General features: G+C 72.3%; 14 protein-coding genes. 1 reads left to right on the forward strand and 13 read right to left on the reverse strand.

The annotated features are described in order from the left end of the window. Positions 1 to 28: 28 nt before the first annotated feature. Entirely contained in the window at positions 29 to 571 is a 543-nt protein-coding gene (locus tag HS048_RS10215) for a TIGR03086 family metal-binding protein (protein ID WP_196466802.1), read from the reverse strand. Between the two features lie 10 nt (positions 572 to 581). On the opposite strand from HS048_RS10215, the gene HS048_RS38775 reads away from it, so the two are divergent. Further along, positions 582 to 1,418, forward strand: a complete 837-nt coding sequence (locus HS048_RS38775) for a helix-turn-helix domain-containing protein (RefSeq protein ID WP_307832550.1) — start codon at positions 582 to 584, stop codon at positions 1,416 to 1,418. A gap of 80 nt (positions 1,419 to 1,498) precedes the next feature. Here the strand turns inward: HS048_RS38775 and HS048_RS10225 are convergent, their stop codons facing one another. The 12 genes from HS048_RS10225 to HS048_RS10280 all read right to left on the reverse strand — a co-directional run bounded on the left by HS048_RS10225 (position 1,499) and on the right by HS048_RS10280 (position 15,170). Beyond that, positions 1,499 to 2,560: a MerR family transcriptional regulator gene (locus tag HS048_RS10225; protein ID WP_196466804.1), complete on the reverse strand. Its 1,062-nt coding sequence runs from the start codon at positions 2,558 to 2,560 to the stop codon at positions 1,499 to 1,501. Between the two features lie 297 nt (positions 2,561 to 2,857). Further along, positions 2,858 to 4,165, reverse strand: coding sequence for a methyl-accepting chemotaxis protein (locus HS048_RS10230; protein ID WP_196466805.1), 1,308 nt, complete (start codon positions 4,163 to 4,165; stop codon positions 2,858 to 2,860). Positions 4,166 to 4,293: 128 nt separating this feature from the next. Next, on the reverse strand, positions 4,294 to 5,832 hold the full coding sequence (locus HS048_RS38780; protein WP_196466806.1) for a ricin-type beta-trefoil lectin domain protein: 1,539 nt from the start codon (positions 5,830 to 5,832) through the stop codon (positions 4,294 to 4,296). Positions 5,833 to 5,861: 29 nt separating this feature from the next. Further along, positions 5,862 to 6,548, reverse strand: a complete 687-nt coding sequence (locus HS048_RS10240) for a type II secretion system protein J (RefSeq protein ID WP_196466807.1) — start codon at positions 6,546 to 6,548, stop codon at positions 5,862 to 5,864. 203 nt (positions 6,549 to 6,751) lie between these two features. Further along, entirely contained in the window at positions 6,752 to 8,623 is a 1,872-nt protein-coding gene (locus tag HS048_RS10245) for a putative Ig domain-containing protein (RefSeq protein ID WP_196466808.1), read from the reverse strand. Between the two features lie 188 nt (positions 8,624 to 8,811). Then, positions 8,812 to 9,438, reverse strand: coding sequence for a type 4a pilus biogenesis protein PilO (gene pilO, locus HS048_RS10250; RefSeq protein WP_196466809.1), 627 nt, complete (start codon positions 9,436 to 9,438; stop codon positions 8,812 to 8,814). After that, on the reverse strand, positions 9,438 to 10,151 hold the full coding sequence (locus HS048_RS10255) for a PilN domain-containing protein (RefSeq protein WP_196466810.1): 714 nt from the start codon (positions 10,149 to 10,151) through the stop codon (positions 9,438 to 9,440). The genes pilO and HS048_RS10255 overlap by 1 nt, the downstream gene beginning before the upstream one ends. After that, on the reverse strand, positions 10,151 to 11,182 hold the full coding sequence (gene pilM / locus HS048_RS10260) for a type IV pilus assembly protein PilM (protein ID WP_196466811.1): 1,032 nt from the start codon (positions 11,180 to 11,182) through the stop codon (positions 10,151 to 10,153). Before pilM ends, HS048_RS10255 begins: the two co-directional genes overlap by 1 nt. A gap of 119 nt (positions 11,183 to 11,301) precedes the next feature. Further along, positions 11,302 to 12,090 (reverse strand): A24 family peptidase, encoded by a 789-nt coding sequence (locus HS048_RS10265; RefSeq protein ID WP_196466812.1) that lies wholly within the window; start codon positions 12,088 to 12,090, stop codon positions 11,302 to 11,304. Between the two features lie 83 nt (positions 12,091 to 12,173). Further along, complete coding sequence (locus HS048_RS38785; RefSeq protein ID WP_196466813.1) at positions 12,174 to 12,653, reverse strand: type II secretion system protein; 480 nt, start codon at positions 12,651 to 12,653, stop codon at positions 12,174 to 12,176. A 123-nt stretch (positions 12,654 to 12,776) separates the two neighbouring features. Then, complete coding sequence (locus HS048_RS10275; protein ID WP_196466814.1) at positions 12,777 to 14,000, reverse strand: type II secretion system F family protein; 1,224 nt, start codon at positions 13,998 to 14,000, stop codon at positions 12,777 to 12,779. A 54-nt stretch (positions 14,001 to 14,054) separates the two neighbouring features. Beyond that, entirely contained in the window at positions 14,055 to 15,170 is a 1,116-nt protein-coding gene (locus HS048_RS10280; protein WP_068894706.1) for a type IV pilus twitching motility protein PilT, read from the reverse strand. Positions 15,171 to 15,280: the final 110 nt, after the last annotated feature.

The raw sequence follows: 15,280 nt of genomic DNA on the forward strand, positions 1-15,280 counted from the left end.
GAGCAGCAGCCGCAGCGAGCGGAGAAGATCACGATGTCCAGGACGGATCCCGGCCGATGACGCCGAGCAGGCGGTCGAACTCCGGGGCGTCGGCCGGCACCGCCACCGGCGGCCCGAAGACGCCACGCTGCCTGCCCGTCTGCACCATCCGGCCGGTGAAGTCCAGCGCCCGCGAGACGGCCCCGGGCTCCGGCTCGTACCGCTGACCGGTGGCCCTGGCCAGGTCCCAGCCGTGCACCACCAGGTCGACGAGGTACATGTGGGCCAGCGTGCTCATCGGCAGGCCCATCGCAGGGCTGGTCCCCTCCCATGCCCTGGGCCGCGACCAGGCGGCGAGCGTGCGCCGCGCCCGCTCGGGGAAGTCGCCCGCGTAAGGCCCTTGCTCGACGTACGGCCCCTTGCACCCCAGCGACTCGAACAGCTCCGCCACCCACTCCAGATGGTTGATCAGATCTCCGACGTCGAACTCCACGCACGGCGTCGGCGACCCGAACTGCTCCTGCCGAACCGCACGCACCAGTTCCGAGGTGCGTTCGGTGGCGCGCGCCATCAGCGGCATCATGTCGTCCATGGCAGCCAGGATGGCCCGCTCACCCCGGGCGCGGCTTGTAGAAACGCGACGGCGCGGCTGGGTCGACCCGTACGGGGGGCTCGGCGCCTTCGATTTCATCCGCCATGCGCCGTCACCCGGGGTTTCGGCGTACGTGGAACACTTCTGGGCCGTCACCTGGACCGGTCTCGCCGAGCCGTACGAACAGCGCATCGTCTCGCATCCCACCGTGAACATGATCATCGGCCCGGACTTCCACCGGATCGCGGGGGTGATCAGGGGCGGGTTCTCCTACACGATGCGGGGCAGTGGACGCGTTCTCGGCGCACGCTTCCGGCCCGGCGGCTTCCGCCCGTTCCTCGGCGGCCCGGTCTCCGAGCTGACCGGCCACTTCACGGAGATCGGCGAGATGTACGGCACAGCGGGTGCGGCCCTGGCCGAGCAGGTGCTGGCCGAGCCCCGCCCCCGGTCGGCCGTCGCGCTCACCGAGGCGTTCCTGCTGGGGCGGGGGCCTGAGCGGGATCCGCTGGTCGAGGAGGTCGCGGCGCTGGTCGCGACGGCGGAAAGCGACGTGTCCGTGACCAGGGTCGACGAGCTGGCCGCCGGATCGGGGCGGTCGGTGCGCTCGCTGCAGCGGCTGTTCCGGGACTATGTCGGTGTCGGCCCCAAGTGGGTGATCCGCCGTTTCCGGCTGCACGAGGCCGCGGAACGGGTCCGTGAGGGCCTCGGCCTCGCCGCGCTGGCCGCCGAACTCGGCTACACCGACCAAGCCCACCTGACCCGCGACTTCACCGCCGCGGTCGGCATGCCACCCGCGGCCTACGCCCGGCTCGGGAGCGAGGCCCGTGCCGACGTCCACCAGGAGTAGCCCCCGCAGCACGGCTGCGAGCCGTACACGGGGCAGGAAGCCTGAGAGCGGGTCGAACCGCCACCGCCCTCCGGTCGTGATCAGCGCGACCGGGTCGGCCGCCGAGCTCGTCCGTCTCGTCCTTCCGGCGTGCCCGGTTCGCTCCCACGCCGGTCCGGGCCACGGAGAGCCGCCGCGATCCAGGCGAAGAGCGCGGGATCCTCCTCGTCCGCAGCGGGAGGAGTCCCGCTGATCAGGGCCACCAGGGACAGGTACCTGCCGTGGGTGGAGTCGTACCGGTCCTCCTCCTGGGAGGCTTCGCGTCGCATCTCCTCCATCAGGAGGAAGGCCGTGGCCAGCCGGTCACGTGATTCGGCTGTGGCCTGCCCGCCGGCGGCCTCGGCCGCCGTGTCCGCCATGCGGACGACCAGCTCCTGCGCCCGTGGAGAGTCCACCGGCAGCCCGGAACGGTACGCCTCCAGGATCTCCTCCCCGATCTCCGCCCCCTCCCCGTGGACGAAGTCCCACACCGGTGCCGCGGCCAGGCGCCGTCCCGGGAACGCGGCGTAGGTCTCCCGGAGGTAGGAGCGGACCGCGCGGCGGAACCCCTCACCCTGCACCAGGTCGGCCAGCTCGATCCAGGCTTCGAGCTGGGCGGCGGTGGGGTCCTCGGGCAGACGCGGCCGCATCGTCCGCAACCGGTCGACGAATCCCGGGGGCACGTCGAGGTCTTCGCCGACCTCGTTCCAGAAATCGTCGATGAGGCGCTCGCGCTCCTCGTCGGACATCGAGACGAGTCTGTGCATCAGGGCCGCCTGCGCGGCCGTACCGCCCTGCTCGACAAGGGTCCTCAGTACGGCTCGTCTGGCCCGGAGGACGCGTTCCTGGCGCTCGACGAGCTCCAGATGGGCCGCGAGGAGATCGTGCAGTGACGTCTCACCGCCGAGGAGCCGGCGGATGTCGTCGAGGCCCGCGTCCAGGTCGCGGAGGGTGCGGACGAGTTCCAGGCGGGCGATCGCGCGGACGTCGTACAGCCGGTGACCCGCCTCGGTCACGCGTGTGGGTGCGATGATCCCGGTGTCGGAGTAGAACCGGATGGCGCTGACGCTCAGACCGGTCCGGTGCGCCACGTCCCCGATCGGGTACAGCTCGTTGTCGTCCATACCGCCACTATGGGATCTCGAGCGGCTTGAGACTCAAGCCCCGATCAGTCGCAGTCCCGGGTGCCGACCGCCTCGGTGAGCCGGGCTCCGGCGCGCGCCTGAGGGGCGATCTCCGACGCGGTGAGGGCGTATCCGACTCCGGAGAAGCCTTGCACAGGCCGAGGACCGGCTCCGCTCCCGTCGCGTTCCCGGCGAACATGGAGGTCCCGCCGATCGGTGTACGTCTCGTACGCGTCGTGGCCGTCCGCCACCGCCCGCGGGCGGCCCGCCGGGAGACGCCCGCCCGCGTCCTCACCGTCAGCCGAGGTCGCTGAGGGCCGCGACGACGTAGCGGTGGACGCGGTCCTCGGCCGCCTGCGGGACGTCCGTGAAGTGCAGGCCGATCTCCACGGTGCCGTCGTGCGCCCTCCGGTGGACGACGGTCGCGCTCAGGGCCAGGGGCCGCTCCCCCGGCAGCGGGAGGTCGACCTCGACGAGGTCGCCCTGCTTGAGAGGGCTGTCCGGCAGGAGGGAGCAGTGGAGGCCGGTGGTGCTCACGTCGATCATCCGTGCCGGGTGGCTGCCGCCGCCCAGGCGGATCCGGGTCTCGCCGCCGATCGGCGCGCGGGGGGCGTTGCGCCGTTCGAGCTGCTCGCTCAGCCGCGTCATGGTCGAGATCCGGCGGATCGCCCGGTCGAGGTACTCCTGCACCAGCTGGACGCCGGAGTGCTGCTGCCGGGTCATGGCGCCGACCTGTGCGGTGGCCGTGTCGAGGTCGTCGACGCCTCCGGCCATGCCGGTGAGCGCGCTCGTCATGGCGCCGGCGTTCGCCTCCAGCGAGCGGACGATGGAGGTGATCTCCTCGGTCGACCGGGTCGTCGCCATGGCCAGTTCCTTGACCTCGTCGGCCACCACGCCGAACCCCCTGCCCGCCTCGCCCGCGTGCACGGCCTCGATCGTGGCGTTCAGCGCGAGCAGGTGCGTCTGCGCGGCCACGTTCGAGATGGCCTGCGCCATCCCCTCCACCTCGCGGAGGCTCGCCTCCAGCTGCTCGACGGTGTCGCCGGCCCGGCGCCCCCGCTCGACGACCTGCCGGGTCAGCGCGTCGGTGGCGCCGACCCGCTCGTCGATGACGTCGGCGGCGGCGCGCAGTTCCTCGGCCTTGCCGGCCACGACCTCCAGCTCGCCCATGATGGCCGAGATGCTGCTGTTGATCATCTTCTGGGCGCGCTCGCGGGCCTGCTGCTCGTTGAGCCGCCGTTCGGCGTAGACGGCATGGAGCTGCTCCTCCCGCGCGGCGGCGGCCCGGTCCAGTTCCGCGCGCTGGGCGGCGATCGTGTCGAGCATGGCGTCGATGACGCGGCCCAGCGCGCCGAGCTCGCCTCCGTGACCGGACCCCACGCGCGCGTCGCGGTCGTCCGAGGCGAGTACGGCCTCGGCGGCGTGCCGGAGCGACCGGACCCGCTGCCGGGCCCGCCTGCGGGTCAGGAGCACCGCCGTGCCGTACAGCAGGGCGGTCGCGGCCAGGGTGACGGGGGACGGCCGGGCGGTGAGGCCGAGCGCGGCGAGGAGGAGGACGGGGGGTCCCGCGAGGGGGAGACCGGCCCGCAGGCGCCCGTGGTTCATGGTGCTCTCATCGGACCGTGCCGGCCGATTATTAGGCCGGACCCTCGATTCCGCCCGGCGGACCGGTGCGGTCCCGCCCGCATGCGGGCCGCACCGCCGCCGGTCCGCCGGGAGGGCGTCCCGCCGGTTCACTTCTCGGTGATGTCCGTCAGCGGCAGCGGCCGGTTGAGGTTGGCCGGGGCGTTCCACTTCTGCAGCTCGGAGCTGTCGCAGACGGCCACCTTCGCCTTGCTGGTGCCGTCGCTGTGCGTGTCGGGCTGGAGCGCGTCGAGGTCGGTCGGCGTCAGGCAGTTCCCGTAGCGGTCCACGATGCGGTAGCTGGTGGTGTAGTCGCCGGTGTTGCCGTACAGGGTCCAGGTGAGGTTGTCCGCCAGGGTGCCGGTGGCGGTGCAGGCGGCCAGCGTGACGTACTGGTTGGCGGCGGTGGAGGCGGGGCTGCGCAGGCAGTACCCGGCGCCCGCGTCGTTGACGGTGCGGATGCGGCCGGTGGTGCCCGTGGGGGTGGCCTTGGGGAACGACCACTTCTGGTTCCAGCGGACGTTGCCGTCGGGGGCCTGCTTGCAGAACCAGACGATCATGTAAGGGCGGGTGACGTTGAAGTCGGTGACGTCCAGGCACCGGCTGAACTGCCGGAAGTTCACGAGCTGCCCGGTGGGCACTCCCGCCATGCCGGTGCCGACGCCGGTCTGCGCGCGGAAGACCTGCTTGTTCAGGGTGGTGCCGCACGATCCCAGGACGACGCCCCCGGGCGCGCCCGGGTTCTTCAGGTTGAAGCAGAAGGAGTTCAAGGTGACGCCGTTGCCGGTGCCCTGGAAGTTCGAGTTGTCGTTGAGGCTCCACTGCTGCTGCGGCGTGCGGCCCTTGCACGGCTGGAACGTCACGTTCGCCCCGGTCTTCTGCGGGGAGCCCGCGTCGAGGCACATGCCCAGCGGGGCGCCTTCGGTCTCCGAGGCGTTCTCGGGCTCCGGGGTCTCCGAGCCCACCAGCTTGAGGCTCAGGTCCTCGGTGTAGGCGAACCGCTGCCGGCTGGCGCCGGGCTGGCACTTCTGCATCTGGAGCAGGGTTCCCGCCTTGGGGGACGCGTCGGGTCCGGCGTCCATGCAGAGCTGCGGCGAGGCCGGCTGGGCGACGGGGATGGCCCCTCCGACGATGTTCGCGTTGGTGGTCTGGAACGCGTAGGTGGCCTTGATCGTCCGTGGGCCCGCCGTATCGGCGGCGAAGGCGGCGTCCGGGGCCTCGGTGCCGGTGGACTCGATCGACGCGGTGGCCGGCACGTCCGTCAGGGCGCAGTCGAGCTTTTCGCCGGCGGCGTCACGATAGGTGATCTTCACCCGGTAGCGGGGGGAGTCCGTGCCGTCCTCGGAGAACAGGCCGCCCGTCAGATCGCACGAGGGCAGCCGCTCCACCAGGCCGTTGCCGGCGGCGTCGGCGGCGGCGCGGATCTGCCCGACCGCGACGTCGACGCCGGCCTGGGCGGCGTGCAGCGCCTGGACGCGCTCGGTGACGGTGCGGGTGGCGGTCATCTGGTTGACCACCACCGGCACCAGCAGCGCGCTCAGCGAGATGCCGACCAGGGTGAGCAGCAGGGCCAGGGGCATGGAGCCCCGGTCGGAGGCGGTGCGGGGGAGGCCCCGCCGCGGACGGCCGCCCCTCGGCGTGCGGGTCACGGCGGTCTCCCTCCGGCGTAGGGTGCGGGTCACGGCGACGGTCTTCCTTCCGACTGAGGTCTTCCTTCGGCGCAGACGTTGGCGGCCGGGGTCTCCCGGGACGTGTTCAGCGCGGTGAACGCGACGTCGAGGTTCGAGGTGCGGGCGTGCTCCCCGGCGCCCACGCTGCTGGTCAGGTGCAGCTCCAGCCGGTGGAAGTCGGGTGTGAAGTCGGCTCCGGAGGCTCTCCTGCCGGACCCGTCGTACAGGTCCCGGGACCCGGCGGGCTGGAGCACGAAGGGTGCCTTCGCGGTCCCGCTCGGCCGGTCCTCGAGCAGGTCGTCGACCGCGATCTCCGAGGCCAGCGTCTCACCAGGCCTGCCCTCCGCGGGCGGCGAGCCGGGAGTCCACCGGACGAGCTGCAGGACTCCCCGGTTCAGGTCGAGCCGGAGCTGCCCGCACATCGCCTGCGGGGGCTTCACCACCTGCCCGGTCTGCGGGTCCTGCTCGGCGGGCTCCACATAGGCGAACTCCACATACCGGTTGTCCCGGATCGGGACGCTCGGCTCGGAGATCCAGGTGGCGTAGCGGATCTCCTTGTCGAGCCGCTGGAACGCGGTCTGCAGCTGGGACTGGGAGGCAGACAGGGCCTCGACGCCGTTGACGGCCCGGTATACCTGGAGCACGCCGGTCGTGAAGATCACCATCATCACGCCCATGAGGGAGATGGAGACCATCACCTCGGTCAGCGAGAGGCCCGCGTCCCCGGCGGGCCGGACCCGCCGGAGGTCTCCGGAGCGGGTCCGGCGGCTCCGGCCCGGGAGCGGCCGCCGGGACTCGGCCCGGTCGGGATGCGGCTGCCGGGGTCCGGTCCGGTCGGGGTGCGGACGTCGGGACCCGGTCCGGTCCGGGTACGGTTTCCCGCGCGTCGCCGGGCCCATCACCGCACCACCCAGGTGAACATCAGCGTCGCCGCCTTGTTGGTGGAGTCCTCCACGCGCAGCGTGACGGTGTAGGTGCCCCGGGTGGTGGGCCTGCCGGTGATCCTCGCGTCCTGGTAGCCGACGGGTGTGAGCAAGAGTCCGGGCGGCAGCCCCTCCGCCGACCAGGTGTTGTAGCCGCTGTTGCTCCCGCCCTCGGCCTCGGCGGCCAGCGTGACCTGCACACCGGCCGCGCCGGTCCGGTCGGGGGCGGCCGGGTCCGGGAGCGTCACGCTGAGGTCGTTCGGCTGGCGCGGCCGGACCCGCCAGGGGAACGTGGTGGAGATCTCGTCGCCCGCGCTGTCCCTGACGTACACCGTGGTGAGGTACCGGGTGCCCTGCCAGGCGGTGCCGGAGATCTCGCCCGTCGCCGGGTCGATCTCCAGACCCTCGGGCAGGTTCCGGGCGCGCCAGGTGTACGGCCCGTCGCCGCCGGTGGCCCTGATCCGGACCCCGTCGACCTTGTCCCGGATGTAGCTCGCCCGGGCGTTCGCCTCGGCGAGCTCCAGCGTCAGGACCTTCCAGGTGAACGTCACCGCGTCGGTCTTCCCTCCCTTGTCGGTGACGTGCACCGTCACCGTCGTCGTTCCGTAGGCGGTCGGGGTCCCCGAGATGCGGCCCGTCGAAGCGTCGATCGACAGGCCCGCGGGCAGGCCGGTGGCCGACCAGGTCAGCGCGGGCCGGCCCCCGGTCGCCTGCATCGCCAGCGAGACCGCCGTGCCGGCCCGGGTCACCTGGTCTCCGGGGTCGGTGAGCGCGGGCAGGTCGAAGACCGTCCAGGTGAACTGGACGTCGTCGGCGTCCTTCTGCCGGTCCGTCACGGTGACGGTCACGTCGGAGGTCACGGGGGAGGTCCCGGGCGCCGTCGGGCGGCCGGTGACGAGGCCGCCGGTGGACATGCTCAGCCCGGCGGGCAGACCGGCGGCCGACCAGGTCAGCGGGAGCCGTCCTCCGGTGGCGACGAGCTGCAGGTTCACGTCGGTGCCGCGGTAGCCGTACTGGGCGCCGGGGTTGGTCACGGCGGGCGGCGTCCGCTTGACGTTGAAGATCGGTTCGGATGCCGGGCTCACCAGGGTCGAGGTGACGTACACGCACTTCTCGGAGGCGCAGCCCTTGTGCCTCCATTCCACCGCGACCACGACGCGGAAGAACGGCACGTCCGCGCTGCCGGGATCGGGGTCGCCGTCCCGGGGGTCGGTGCAGGCGCGCTCGGCGGCGGATCCGGCGAGGGGGGAGGCCTGCTGACGGCAGCGGCCGACGTACCAGTTCCGGGTGTACTCCACGCCGTTGACCGAGACCTTCTCCGGCTCGGTCGGCAGCGGCGCGGAGGCTCCGGCGTCGGAGCCGGCGAACAGGATCGGGTCCCAGTCGGGCTGCGTCGCCTGCAGGTGCTTCTTCACATCGTCGGGCCCGGCGGGACCGGTGGCTTCTTGCCACTGGTCCGTCACCCGCAGCTTCCCCCGGCCCGCGAGCAGCGCCGATCCCTTGAGCGCGCGCGCCCGCTCGATGCCGTCGCCGGCCAGCTGGGCGGCGACCTGCCTGCTGCGCTGCTGGCCGGTGAAGGCCAGCGAGTTGGTGAAGAACACGGTCAGCGACGCCATGACGGTGCCGATCACCGCCATGGAGACCAACACCTCCATCAGGGTGAAGCCGGCCTCGCCGTCACCGCGTACGGGCCTTGCGGACGCCCGGCCGTGCAGGGCGGCGGGTTCCCGGGACGCCCGGTCGCACACGGCGGTGAGGACCCGGGGCCCGCGGCCGCGCACGGCGGCGAGGGCCGGGGGCGCGGTGCGCGCCCCGGCCGCCCGGCGGTCGGCTCGACCGGCTGGCATCACGCCTCCTGGGTTCGTCGTCTGGGCGCCGTCCTCGAAGGACGGGCTACCTGTACCGATCGGCGGCTGCGGGCCGCCGATTAGCACTCGCGGGGGATTTCCGGGCACCGCCCTCCGTCGTCGGGTCGTCACACCGCTGCGTTCCGCCCGTCGGGTCATCACACTGATGCGTGCTGCCCGTCGGGTCGCTATGAGCCGCTTCCGTCGGCGGTCGGGGAAGCGGCGGCCGGGGCCGGCTTCGCCCCGTCCGGCGGGGCGACGAAGATCTGCAGGTTGACCACGGTGCTCAGCGCGCCGCCGCCCTCTGTGTCCTCGTCGTTCCCGCCGCCGAGCGTGATGCTCTCGACGAGTACGGCCCGCGGCTGCACCCGCTGGATCTGGTCCAGGAACTCCTCCGTCTCGGCGGCGCCGCCGGTGACCGTCACGGCCACGGGCAGGTGGTGCATCACGGCGTCGTCGCCTTCGAGTTTGGCGGGCTCGCCGACGTTGACCCCCTGGAGGAAGACGCCCGCCGCCTCGCCCGCCTGCTGGAGCTGCTCCAGGAACTTCTCCGAGTCCGCCGTCGCGGGCAGCGCCTTGCGGGCCTCCGCCAGCTCGGACCGGTAGCGCGGCAGGTCGGCGTTCTCCCGCTCCAGGTCGGCGAGCCTGCTGCGCAGGGTCGCCACCTGCGCCTGCGCGGTCTCGGCGTCCCCGTGGAGGCGGTCGGCCTCGGCCTTCTCCGGGCTGATGAGGAGGAACCAGCCGGCGACGAGCAGGACGGCGGCGGCGAGGACGCCGCCGATGATCCAGAGCCGGTCCGTGCGTCCCGAGAACATCAGTCCCCCTTCTTGGCGGTGTCCGCGGTGTCGGCGGGGTCGGTGTACCGGCCGCCGAGGGCGGCTTCGGTGATGTCGGCGCGTACGGCGAAGCCCACGCCGGACTCCTCCTCGCGCACGTCGGTGAGGAGCGGGTTGCCCAGGCCGGGTATCCCGCCGAGCGCGTCGACGTACTCGGTCACGGCCTGCTTGCCGCCGGCCGTGCCCGTGATGCTCAGCTCGCCGACCAGGTTCTCGCCCGAGGTGTTGAGCTGCTCGGAGCCGGCCGCCTCGGCGCCCCGCTCGTCGACCTTGCCGTTGACGCTGACGAGTTCCACTCCGGCGGGCGCGGCCTTGCGGACCGAGGAGAGCACGGTGGCCCACCGCAGGTCGTTCGCGAGCAGGGTGGAGAGCCGCGTCCCGATCGTCTCGGCCTGCGACCGGACGGTGACGAGGTCGGAGAACTCCCGCTGCTGCCGGATCAGGTCCTGCACGTCGGCCTGGGCGACGGCCACGGTCTCCTCGGCCTCCGCGGTCTGCTGGCGGGCGACGACGTACCAGCCGGCCAGCAGCATCGCGAACACGGCGAGGGCGGACAGGACGACCGCGCGGGCCCGGTGGCCCCGGCGCGCGGCCGTGATCTCCGGTGGGAGCAGGTCGGCCGCGATGGGCAGCGGCCGGAACGGGTCCAGGATCGGGGCTCCGGACTCGGGCGGGGTGAGGGTGGTGGTCATCAGGCTGCTGCTCCCATGGCGAGGCCGATCGAGACCGCGGCGGCCGCGCGGAACCGGTCGAGGTTGTCGTGCTTGGCGCGGCGACCCTGGCGGAGGCGCACCGTGGGGTCGCCCGGTACCACGTCGATGCCGAGCTGCGCGTGCAGCATCTCCACCAGGCCGGGCATCAGGGAGCCGCCGCCGGACAGCACCATCCGGGTGACGCGGGTCGGCTTGCTGCCGGAACCGAGGTAGGCGAAGGAGCTGCGGATCTCGCCGATGAGGGGCCGTACGGCCTCGCGGATCACCGAGGCGGCGGCCTCCTCACCGTCCTGGTCGTCGCGGACGCCGATGCGGCACTTGAGCTCCTCGGCGGTCGGCACGTCGACGTTGAGCCGGGCGGCGACGGTCTCGGTGACCTCGGCGCCGCCGCGGGGGAGCGTGCGGACGATCAGCGGCACGCCGTCGGTGTGGGCGATGACGCTCGTCGACCGGGCGCCGATGTCGACGATGGCCTCCACCTGCGAGTCCAGGCGCGAGGCGGCGCGCAGCAGCGCGAAGGAGGCGAGGTCCACGCGGGCGACGTGCAGCCCGGCCTGCTCGACGGCCTGCACGGCGGTGAGCACGGCGTCCTTCGGGGCGGCGATCAGCAGCCCGCGCACGGTCTCCTGCGTCCCCGGGTCCTCCAGGGGGAAGAAGTCGAGCAGCGACCGCTCGACCGGGAGCGGGAGCGCGTCGCGCACCTGGAACGGCAGGGACCGGCGCAGTTCGCGGGCCGGGAGGTTGCTCACCGACATCTCGCGGACCACGAGCTGGGGGTTGGCCACGCCGATCACGACCCTGCGGGTGCGGAACTTCGTCGCCGACCAGAGCCGCTTCAGCTCGGCGGTGACGGCCTTGGCGTCGTGGACGACCCCGCCCTGCACGGCGCCCGGCGGGAGCGGGGCCATCCCGGAGTTCGTGATGACCGGGCCGTCCTTGCCGCGGGCGGTCTCCACCGCGCGGATCGACATCGAACCGATGTCCAGTCCGATGGGGTTGACGGTGGCCATCAGGTGCTCCTCGTCGTCGAAGGCGGTCGGGGGTCGGGTCGCCGGGGCGGGCTGCGGGTCGTGGAATCGGAGTCGGGCGGCGGGGTCGGGTCACGGGGGCGGGGGGGCAGGCGGTGAGGTCAGGCGGAGGGGAGGAGGAGGGCGCCGTACCAGGCGGCGATCGGCCCGGCGGCGAAGAGGGCGAGCAGGGCGCCGGCGAGCATGGCCGGGCCGAACGGCAGGGCGGTCTTGCGATCGGCCCGGCCGGTGGCCAGCAGCGTCACCCCGGCGATCCCGCCGAGCAGGAAGGCGGCGAACGTGCCGATCACGACCGCGCTCCAGCCCAGCCAGCCCAGGTAGAGACCGAGCAGCCCGGCGAGTTTCACGTCGCCGAAGCCCATGCCTCCCGGGTAGAACCAGGCGAGCGCGAAGTAGAAGGCGTACAGCGCGGCCATCGCGGCCAGGCCGCGCAGGGCGGCCGTCCAGCCGGGGCCGGCGAGCGCCGCGGGGAGCAGGAGCAGGGCGCCGACGGCGTACGACGGCAGGACGATCGCGTTCGGCAGCCGCTGCACGTCGAGGTCGATCATGGCGAGCGCCACCGCGACCGCGGCGAGGTAGAGGTAGGCGGGGAGCTCGGGTGTCGCGCCGAGCCGGGCGGCGACCGCGGCGAACAGCAGCGCGGTGGCCAGCTCGACCAGGGGGTAGCGGACGCTGATCGGCTCTCGGCAGGCGGCGCACCGGCCGCGCAGCGCGAGCCAGCTCAGCACCGGCACGTTCTGCCAGGGCCGGATGGGGGCGGAGCAGGCGGGGCAGTGCGAGCCGGGCCGCAGCAGCGACTCGGCCCGGGGCACCCGGTGGATGACCACGTTGAGGAAGGAGCCGACCAGCAGGCCGAGCAGGGCGGCCAGGGCGGGCACGAGCGCGTCCATCGGGGTCTCTCCTTCCTCTCGGTGGGCTCACTGCGGGCCCGGCGGGGCGACAGTCATATGGGCGTCGCCCCGCCGGATAAGGGTCAGCTGCCGATGCAGGCGTCGACCGTGGTCTGGGCGGACTTCTTGACAGAGCCGCCGTTGGCGCTCTTGTACTCGTACACGGTGTTCTTCGTGCCGCCGCTGTTCATGGCGCAGATGACGTAGCCGGTGCCGACTTCCTTGTACTTGAGCGTGGTGCCGGCCGAGACGGTCACGACCTGAGCAGTCGTACCGGTCGCACCGCTGAGGGTGACCTTCGTCGCGTTCGTGGTCGCGTCCGGTGTCGCGGTGGTCGGGTAGACATTGCTGTTCGTCGTGTAGTAGTTCTCCACGGCGGTGATGGCACCGCGCACGTCGGACTGGGCCGACTTGTCGGCCGCGCCCTCGCGGTAGTTCATGTACACCGGGATCGCGATGGCGACGAGGACGCCGATGATCACGACGACCACCAGCAGTTCGATGAGGGTGAAGCCGCGGTCGCCGTGCGCGCGCGTCTGCAGACGCCGGAGCGTTGCCTTCATGGTGAGACTCCTGTGAATCATTCTTTGGGATGGGGAGTGACGTCCCGGACGGTCGCCCTGACGCCGGTCCGGCCTCGCGGCCGGTCATTCCGTGGCGCGCACGGAAAGCCTGTGAGGGTCGTGCTAGCCCTGGATGTTCTGGTAGATCGTGAACATCGGCAGGTAGAGGCAGAGGACCATGCCGCCGACCACGACGCCCATGACGATGACCATGAGCGGCTCGATCGAGGCGGTCAGCGACTCCGCCGCCGTGTCGACCTCTCTGTCATAGAAATCGGCAACCTTGTCGAGCATCTGACTGATTTGCCCGCTCTCTTCGCCCACTTCAATCATCTGGGCGACCATCCGCGGGAAGACCGGGTGCTTGGCGAGCTGGGCCGACATGGGCAGGCCGTCGCGGACGGACGACTGCAGGTCCTTCGTCGCCTCGGAGATGACCGCGTTGCCCGTGGTGGCGCCGACGACCTCCAGCGCCTGCATCACCGGCACGCCGACCCCCAGCAGGACGCCGAGGTTGCGGGAGAACCGGCTGACGGCGATCTTCGCGAACAGCTTCCCGAAGACCGGCAGGCGGAGTTTCACCTTGTCGAACGCGAGCCGCAGCGCGGGTCTGCGCGCCAGCTCCCGCCGGAACAGGAAGACCGACCCCAGCACGACGCCGACGAACAGCGGGCCCGACCAGAGCAGGCTGTGGCTGGCGTCGACGAGGATCTGCGTCGGCAGCGGCAGCTCCCCGCCGAACTGGGCGAACATGCCCTCGAAGACCGGGACGATGAAGGCCAGCACGCCGGCCACGAGCACCCCGGTGAAGGCCAGGACGATGACCGGGTAGGTCATCGCACCCTTGATCTTCCCGCGCAGGGAGGCGTCCTTCTCCAGGTTGACGGCGATGCGCTCCAGCGCGCCGTCGAGGAAGCCGCCCGCCTCGCCCGCCTTGACCATCGCGACCATGATCGCCGGGAAGACCTTGGGATGCCTGCCGAGCGCCGAGGAGAGCGAGACGCCCGCCTCGATGTCCACCCGCACCTCGCTGATCGCCTTCTTCAGCGACGGTTTGGTCGCCTGGTCCTCCAGGACCGACAGCGAGCGCATCAGCGACATGCCGGAGGCGGTCATGGTCGCGAACTGGCGGGTGAAGACCGCCAGGTCCTTGAGCGTGGTACGGCCGCCGAGGCCGGGGATCGTGAGCTCCCGGCGCAGCAGCGAGCCGCCCTCGGAGATCGAGACGGGGACGAGGCCCTGCTGGCGGAGCTGCTGGGCCGCGGCCGCCTCGTTGGGGGCCTCGATGGTGCCCTTGGCCCGCTTGCCGCCGAGGTCGACGGTCTGGTACTCGAAGGTCTTGGTCACCGGCACGAGGTCACGCCCATCCGATACTCGAAGGTCTTGGTCACGGGCACGGGGTCACGCCCATCCGACGAGGCGCCTGAAGTCATCCGCCGCGTGGCAGATGTCGAGCGCCTGCTCGAAGGTGACGAGTCCCTGGCGGACCCGCTCGGCCAGGTGCTGGTCGAACGAGAGCATGCCCTCCCCGCCGCCTGCCTGCATGAAGGAAGGGATCTGGTGGCTCTTGCCCTCGCGGATCAGGTTGCGGATCGCGGGGGTGGCGACCATGAGCTCCGCCACGACGGTGCGGCCGAGGCCGTCCGCCCGCGGCAGCAGGGTCTGGGTGACGACGCCCTGCAGGGCCGTGGACAGCTGCATGCGGATCTGCGCCTGCTGGTGCGGGGGGAAGATGTCGATCACGCGGTCGATCGTCTGCGCGGCGCTCTGCGTGTGCAGGGTGGCCAGGACCAGGTGACCGGTCTCCGCGGCGGACAGCGCCGTGGAGGTCGTCTCCAGGTCGCGCAGCTCGCCGACCAGGATGATGTCCGGGTCCTGGCGCAGCGCGTGCTTGAGCGCGTCGGCGAACGACGCGGTGTCCGCGCCGACCTCGCGCTGGTTGACGATGCACATCTTGTGCTGGTGCAGGAACTCGATCGGGTCCTCGATGGTGACGATGTGGCCCGACCGGGTGCGGTTGGCCAGGTCGACCAAGGCGGCGAGGGTGGAGGTCTTGCCCGAGCCGGTGGGCCCGGTGACCAGCACCAGCCCGCGGGGCAGCTGGGCGAACCTGGCCACCGCCTCCGGCAGCCCGAGCTCCTCCAGCGGCTTGATCGTGTGCGGGATGGCGCGGAAGACCGCCCCGTACGAGCCGCGCTGCCGGTAGAGGTTGGCGCGGAAGCGGGAGACGCCCTCGATGCTGTAGCCGACGTCGAACTCCTGGTGGCGCTCGAAGTGGCGCCACTGCTCCTCGCTCACCACCGTGCGCAGCAGCGCCGTCGTGTCACCCGGGGCGAGGGGCGGGTAGCCCGGCAGCTGCCGCATCCGGCCGTCCACCCGGACGGTGGGCGGGACGCCCGCCGTCAGGTGCAGGTCGGAGCCGCCCTCGCGGACCAGGGCCACCAGCATCGCGTCGAGGTGCCCGCGCGCGCCGTCGAGGTCGCCCCCCGGGCGGCCGGGCGCCTGCACTGTCTCCATCGGAAATCTCCTTGCCGTACTGATGCCGGACTCTTCGGCCGGTGGTGCCCGGATCCGAGCCGGATCCGAGGGTCGTTCATGTCCGGATCCGAGCCGGATCCGGGAGCCGT

It is taken from the genome of Planomonospora sp. ID91781 (assembly GCF_015711595.1).
GTDB classification, from domain to species: domain Bacteria; phylum Actinomycetota; class Actinomycetes; order Streptosporangiales; family Streptosporangiaceae; genus Planomonospora; species Planomonospora parontospora.

Bases quoted from the DNA above. Each gene is read 5' to 3' on its own strand.
- HS048_RS10215 (WP_196466802.1), bottom strand. From the start codon at position 571: ATGGACGACATGATGCCGCTGATGGCGCGCGCCACCGAACGCACCTCG.
- HS048_RS38775 (WP_307832550.1), top strand. From the start codon at position 582: ATGGCCCGCTCACCCCGGGCGCGGCTTGTAGAAACGCGACGGCGCGGC.
- HS048_RS10225 (WP_196466804.1), bottom strand. From the start codon at position 2,560: ATGGACGACAACGAGCTGTACCCGATCGGGGACGTGGCGCACCGGACC.
- HS048_RS10230 (WP_196466805.1), bottom strand. From the start codon at position 4,165: ATGAACCACGGGCGCCTGCGGGCCGGTCTCCCCCTCGCGGGACCCCCC.
- HS048_RS10240 (WP_196466807.1), bottom strand. From the start codon at position 6,548: ATGGTCTCCATCTCCCTCATGGGCGTGATGATGGTGATCTTCACGACC.
- HS048_RS10245 (WP_196466808.1), bottom strand. From the start codon at position 8,623: ATGCCAGCCGGTCGAGCCGACCGCCGGGCGGCCGGGGCGCGCACCGCG.
- pilO (WP_196466809.1), bottom strand. From the start codon at position 9,438: ATGTTCTCGGGACGCACGGACCGGCTCTGGATCATCGGCGGCGTCCTC.
- HS048_RS10255 (WP_196466810.1), bottom strand. From the start codon at position 10,151: ATGACCACCACCCTCACCCCGCCCGAGTCCGGAGCCCCGATCCTGGAC.
- pilM (WP_196466811.1), bottom strand. From the start codon at position 11,182: ATGGCCACCGTCAACCCCATCGGACTGGACATCGGTTCGATGTCGATC.
- HS048_RS10265 (WP_196466812.1), bottom strand. From the start codon at position 12,090: ATGGACGCGCTCGTGCCCGCCCTGGCCGCCCTGCTCGGCCTGCTGGTC.
- HS048_RS38785 (WP_196466813.1), bottom strand. From the start codon at position 12,653: ATGAAGGCAACGCTCCGGCGTCTGCAGACGCGCGCGCACGGCGACCGC.
- HS048_RS10280 (WP_068894706.1), bottom strand. From the start codon at position 15,170: ATGGAGACAGTGCAGGCGCCCGGCCGCCCGGGGGGCGACCTCGACGGC.